Here is a 5,104-nt window from a genome sequence, read left to right as displayed (position 1 = left end):
TAAATGTCAACAGACCCTAGTCATATTTTATAACAAGAAAAAATAAACCATGGCTTTTGGGTTTATGAATAGACTCAATAATGCCCCCCAATTACTCATTGATCGGTAAAAAAGGTAAGACAGCTTTTCGCTCTCTTCTTAGCTTAGGAATTTCTGAATTATAGCCCATAAAATCAGCAACGCCCTCTAACGCTGTCATACAGCGTTAGAGGGATAATGATCTCAAGATTGTATTGCTTGGGCTGTCTAATTTGCCGTATTAGACACCATCACCATCACCAGCCCAAACCATATCCACTTTTTTAAGCATTGCTTAATGCACTGGCTAAATCACCAGTACCCTTCAAGTCAGACACCTGTCCCTCCAAAGGCTGACTAAATTCAATACGCTGAATCTTTGCTGCCCGCTCTGCGGAGAACACTGGGATTTGACTCATCGCAAATTCAGACAGTGCGGTAATGGTTAGTGAGGGATTCACACCTAAATTCCCAGGTACAATCGAACCATCTAATACGCGTAAATTTTGATAACCAAAGACTTGACCAGTGAAGTCCACAACGCCATTCGACTTGTCATTGCCCATCGCGACACCACTCATAATATGTGCTGTCGTTGGCGTTCCCAGTAGAATTTCAGTAAGTGCAGAACCAGGTTCTCCACCTAACTTTTGTGCAATCATTTTAGTGGCTTCTTCAGCCGCAGGGAATGAAACGGTGAGTGGCGTGTCCCCTTCTTTTTGCACAGCAGTGATACTATTTTTGAACAGTCGATACCACTTTCTACGCCATTCAAAATGAATGAATGCTTCAGACTTTTGCATCACCAATAAAATGATAGAGTCTTTGGCTTTACCCTTATAACGCAGTACTTTAAAGGTTTTTAAGGGATGTAACAGTGTATTGAACACAAACTTCATAAAGCGCATAAAGCCCTGACCGGTCACCATCGGCACGTATGGAATATAAATCCATGAAGCATCCGCACCTTCAGGGAACCGTGTGACCTCAATATTGGTATCTGCATCGACCGAAATAAAAGAGCTGATTGCTACCCCATCATCCAGTTTTTTATCTGTGTTGTTCACTGTGGTCAGAGTTTCCGAGTTCGTCCGAACTTCCTGTCCCAGCAATGAAGAAATATTGGGTAAAGTCTTATACTGATCCCGCATTTTTAACAACATCGGTACCGTACCCATCACCCCTGCAGATAACACTACCCCACGACTGCGCAAACTATATTGACGAACATTCTTACCTAAAGTTTCTTTGATAATGATTTCATAGCCTTCACCACCATCCTCACTCAATGGCATAATTTTGAGGACTTCAGAACTTGGACGAATTTCTACCCCATTACGTTCAGCAAAATACAGGTAATTCTTCATGAGGGTGTTTTTGGCATTATTACGACAGCCCAACATACAACTGCCACAATAAATACAGGAGTTACGATCTGGTCCATCTCCATTGAAATACGGATCTTTCGCTAATTGTCCTTCTTGACCAGCTACTTGCGAAAAGAAGACCCCCGTATTCACCGTTTTAAATGAATTTGCATATCCAATTTCACTCGCAACTTCTTTTAACGTGTCGTCTGCAATATTGGTATAAGTATTATTCGCTGTACCCAACATACGTTGAGCGAGACCATAAAACGGCTTTAAGGTGTCTTTCCAGTCTTTACGAATCTTGGTCCATGCCTCCGACTCAAAAACTGCATCAGGTGGAATTAAATGTACATTGGCATAAATTTGTGAGCCCCCACCAACGCCCACCCCATGCAAAATGGTGGTTTTACTGGTGAAAGTAAATTGCATCGTACCTCTGAATCCCAGTTCAGGTCGCCACAAATAGTTTTTTGTGTCTAAATTGGTGGTTGGAAAATCCTTGTCTTCACGGCGTAAGCCTTTCTCCAAAATCAGGACTTTATAGCCTTTTTCACTGAGGCGTAAAGCACTGACCGATCCACCAAAGCCTGAGCCAATCACGATTTGATCATAATCAAAATCTTTATTATTCATACTATTAACTCCTTTAATAGTTTTATTTTTCTGTTTTTAAATACACTAATTCCTTCACTTCAAAATATCCATCTTGAAGTGAAAAGTGATGTTGAGGTTTTAAAATTTAAGCGCTTATGACTTCATGCGAATCAATAAATTCAACAGCCAATTGGCAAATTTTCCATACGGTGGCGCGAGAAACTTCAAACTCGAAAAACCCGCCTGATAAAATACAGGGCGCATTTTAGAAAAAGTCAAAAAGCCTTCATAACCATGATAGTGCCCCATCCCGCTGGCACCGACTCCACCAAAGGGTAAGTCATGCTGCCCGACATGAAATAAGGCATCATTGACCGAAACCCCGCCCGACATAACTCTGCTGATATAAAAATCGATTAAACTTTTGTTATTACTAAATGGATAAAAAGCCAATGGACGATCACGCTGCACAATATAGTCTACTACCTCTTCAGGCTTTTGGTAGGTTTTGACCATCAAGATCGGACCAAAGGTTTCACGCGTATCAATTTCCATCTCATCATTACTGTTCAATACCAAAGTCAGTGGAAATTTTCGTGTCGCAGCATCTGGTTCTTGCTGATTTAAATTAATCAAACTGGCCCCTTTGGCTTCAGCATCTGCCAAGCTATGCACTAAGCGCTGAAATGCACGCTCATCAATCACAGAAGTATAATCTTTGCTATGAATATCAGGCACATGTTCCTGAACCCACGCTGCCGCGGCTTGAATAAAAGCTTGTAACTTCGACTCATGTACAAATAAATAATCGACATTGGTACAAATTTGCCCCGCATTAAACTGTTTCACAAACATAATGCGTTCTACAGCTTTCTCAATAGGGTATTCAGGATCAATCACCGCAGGAGATTTACCACCCAACTCCAAAGTCACTGGCGTCAAGTTCTGTGCTGCAGCAGCCATGACTTTACGCCCTGTCGCACCAGAGCCAGTAAACATCAGGTGGTCAAACGGCAATTTTGAAAATGCGATGCCTACTTCACCAGTCTCATCGAAAATCTGTAATTTTTCCGCTTTAAAGTATTTGGGACTTAACTCAATCAGTAATTCAGCCAAATGTCTTGAATTTTCAGACATTTTAACCATAGCGGTATTTCCCGCAGCAAACACAGCAGATAATTGCGAGAACATCAAATTGATGGGGAAATTCCACGGCACAATAATTCCAATCACCCCCAGCGGCTGCGGAATCACACGGTTTTTTGCACCAAAATACAGGCTATGATCGACATGTCGTTTTTGTACTTTGGTCCAGTGTTTCAAGTGTTTGATGCTGCCGTTTATGTCATCCGTGACAGTTATAATTTCTGCTAATAAGGTTTCATGGCGTGAACGATTTCCATAATCACGATTCAAGGCGTCAATAATTGCTTCACGGTGATTGTTAATCAATGCTTTTAAATTCAGTAAATGTTGCTTGCGTTGTTCAATCGTTTCAATGCCTTGCTGATGAAAGCTTTTGCGCTGTAATTGAAAACAATCGTGCAATGTCTGTTCTATCACTGTTTGCTCGATATGAGACTGAACCGTAAGTTGCATATGCTTTTCCTTTCACGGCTAAAAATGGTGATTCAATACTTCTTTTCTATGTTGGTTGAGATAATCTCTTATCCTACTTTAACAAATGACTTGAATTATGCTTGACTTTTTAGGACACTAAATTGATCTTTTAGGACAACACGGAATGTTGTAATGGGAAGTTATATTCGTGCAGCCAGCCTCGGCGGTTTTGAAGACTTAGTCCGTAGTTATGGCATAAACCCTATAGGAATCTTGAAAGAGATCGGGATTTTACCTGCTTTACTCCGCGATCCAGATTCATTTATTCATTATGATCATTATTTAAATTTATTGGAAAAAGCGGCCTTAGCCTGTCAGGATGACTGCTTCGGTTTAAAACTCGGCGCACTCCAAAATATTAGCACAATCGGTTTGATTGGCGTCTATATGTCCCGACAAACGAGCATACTTGAAGCCTTAAGCGTGGCGCAAAAGTATGTCTATTTACATGCTGAAGGCGTTGTCTTTCACGTCTCGCAACATAATGCTCTGTTCTGTAAGCTGAACTTTGTGCGTTTAAGTGAATACAACACCGATGTACCACAAAAATCACAACTGGCCATTTGCCTTGTCGCGAATATTTTAAAAGATTTGATTGGCCCACAGTGGCATGCAGAAAAAATTTGCTTCAAGCAAAAACCACCACAAAAAGGAGCTCAAACTTTCCAAGCACATTTTTCCTGTCCAGTGGAATTTGAAACCGATGAGGATGCGCTTTATTTTCCCGCAAGCTTTTTAAGCTATAAACCCTATAATTTTAATGAAGATGCCATTAATCAACTAATCGTACAGCAGCTTGAAACACAAAGCAGCACCAAAACTGAAGACAATACCGCACTGATAGAGAGTTCAGTCCGCATGCTGATGGCGACAGGAGACTGCAGCATTGAAAATATCGCACTCTGTATGGGAATGCATCCGAAAAAGCTTCAGCGCGCTTTAAAAATGCAAGGAACAACCTATCGAGATATACTCGAAAATGTCCGAAAAAAAGAAGCGCTTCGTATGCTTGATGCAGGCAATGTGAATTTGACAGATATTGCTCTACAGTTGGGCTATGCAGAATTATCTATTTTCAGTCGCAACTTTAAAAGCTGGTTTGGCGTTCCTCCAACCGAGTTAAGAGACAAAAGTCGAAGCCATATTGTATGACTTCTGGTTTTGCTACTTCGTTAAATAAAAAGTACCCAACGAATTCAAGCATATAGTTTAAATCCATTGAATGTCACTCTAATCAATACAGACTCAATTGATTATTTCGGGAAAACAAAGGATGCGACCAAACGTGCCCCCCAACCTTTCGGGCTGCCGTCAGTATCATCAACCCAATATCGAGCACCACCGCCCACACTAATGGCCTGACCATTTAGGCGAATCACTTTGGTCACAGTCAAGTTGACAGGAACTGTGGCTTCTTCTGCATTCCAGTCATATGTCGTTTCAGTATTCAATGCCACCGTCGTACTATTTGGATAAGTGTAACTAGGGTCTGTTGACATTTA

Annotated in this window: 4 protein-coding genes; 1 reads left to right on the top strand and 3 read right to left on the bottom strand. The window is 41.1% G+C overall.

What is annotated here, in order from left to right:
* Nucleotides 1-302: 302 nt before the first annotated feature.
* The gene (locus BK820_RS14705; RefSeq protein ID WP_045796738.1) at nt 303-2,021 is read right to left on the bottom strand and encodes a GMC oxidoreductase; all 1,719 of its coding nucleotides are present in this window, start codon (nt 2,019-2,021) and stop codon (nt 303-305) included.
* A gap of 114 nt (nt 2,022-2,135) precedes the next feature.
* Nucleotides 2,136-3,581 (bottom strand): coniferyl aldehyde dehydrogenase, encoded by a 1,446-nt coding sequence (locus BK820_RS14700; RefSeq protein WP_045796737.1) that lies wholly within the window; start codon nt 3,579-3,581, stop codon nt 2,136-2,138.
* Between the two features lie 153 nt (nt 3,582-3,734).
* On the opposite strand from BK820_RS14700, the gene BK820_RS14695 reads away from it, so the two are divergent.
* On the top strand, nt 3,735-4,754 hold the full coding sequence (locus BK820_RS14695) for an AraC family transcriptional regulator (RefSeq protein ID WP_071321323.1): 1,020 nt from the start codon (nt 3,735-3,737) through the stop codon (nt 4,752-4,754).
* Nucleotides 4,755-4,855: 101 nt separating this feature from the next.
* On the opposite strand, the gene BK820_RS14690 is transcribed toward BK820_RS14695, so the two are convergent.
* Nucleotides 4,856-5,059, bottom strand: coding sequence for a hypothetical protein (locus BK820_RS14690; RefSeq protein WP_143045204.1), 204 nt, complete (start codon nt 5,057-5,059; stop codon nt 4,856-4,858).
* Nucleotides 5,060-5,104 lie beyond the last annotated feature (45 nt).

Source organism: Acinetobacter sp. LCT-H3 (assembly GCF_001866125.1).
In the GTDB taxonomy this organism is placed as follows: domain Bacteria; phylum Pseudomonadota; class Gammaproteobacteria; order Pseudomonadales; family Moraxellaceae; genus Acinetobacter; species Acinetobacter schindleri.
Note: the sequence above shows the minus strand (reverse complement) of the source record. Positions and strands in the feature narration are given on the sequence as shown.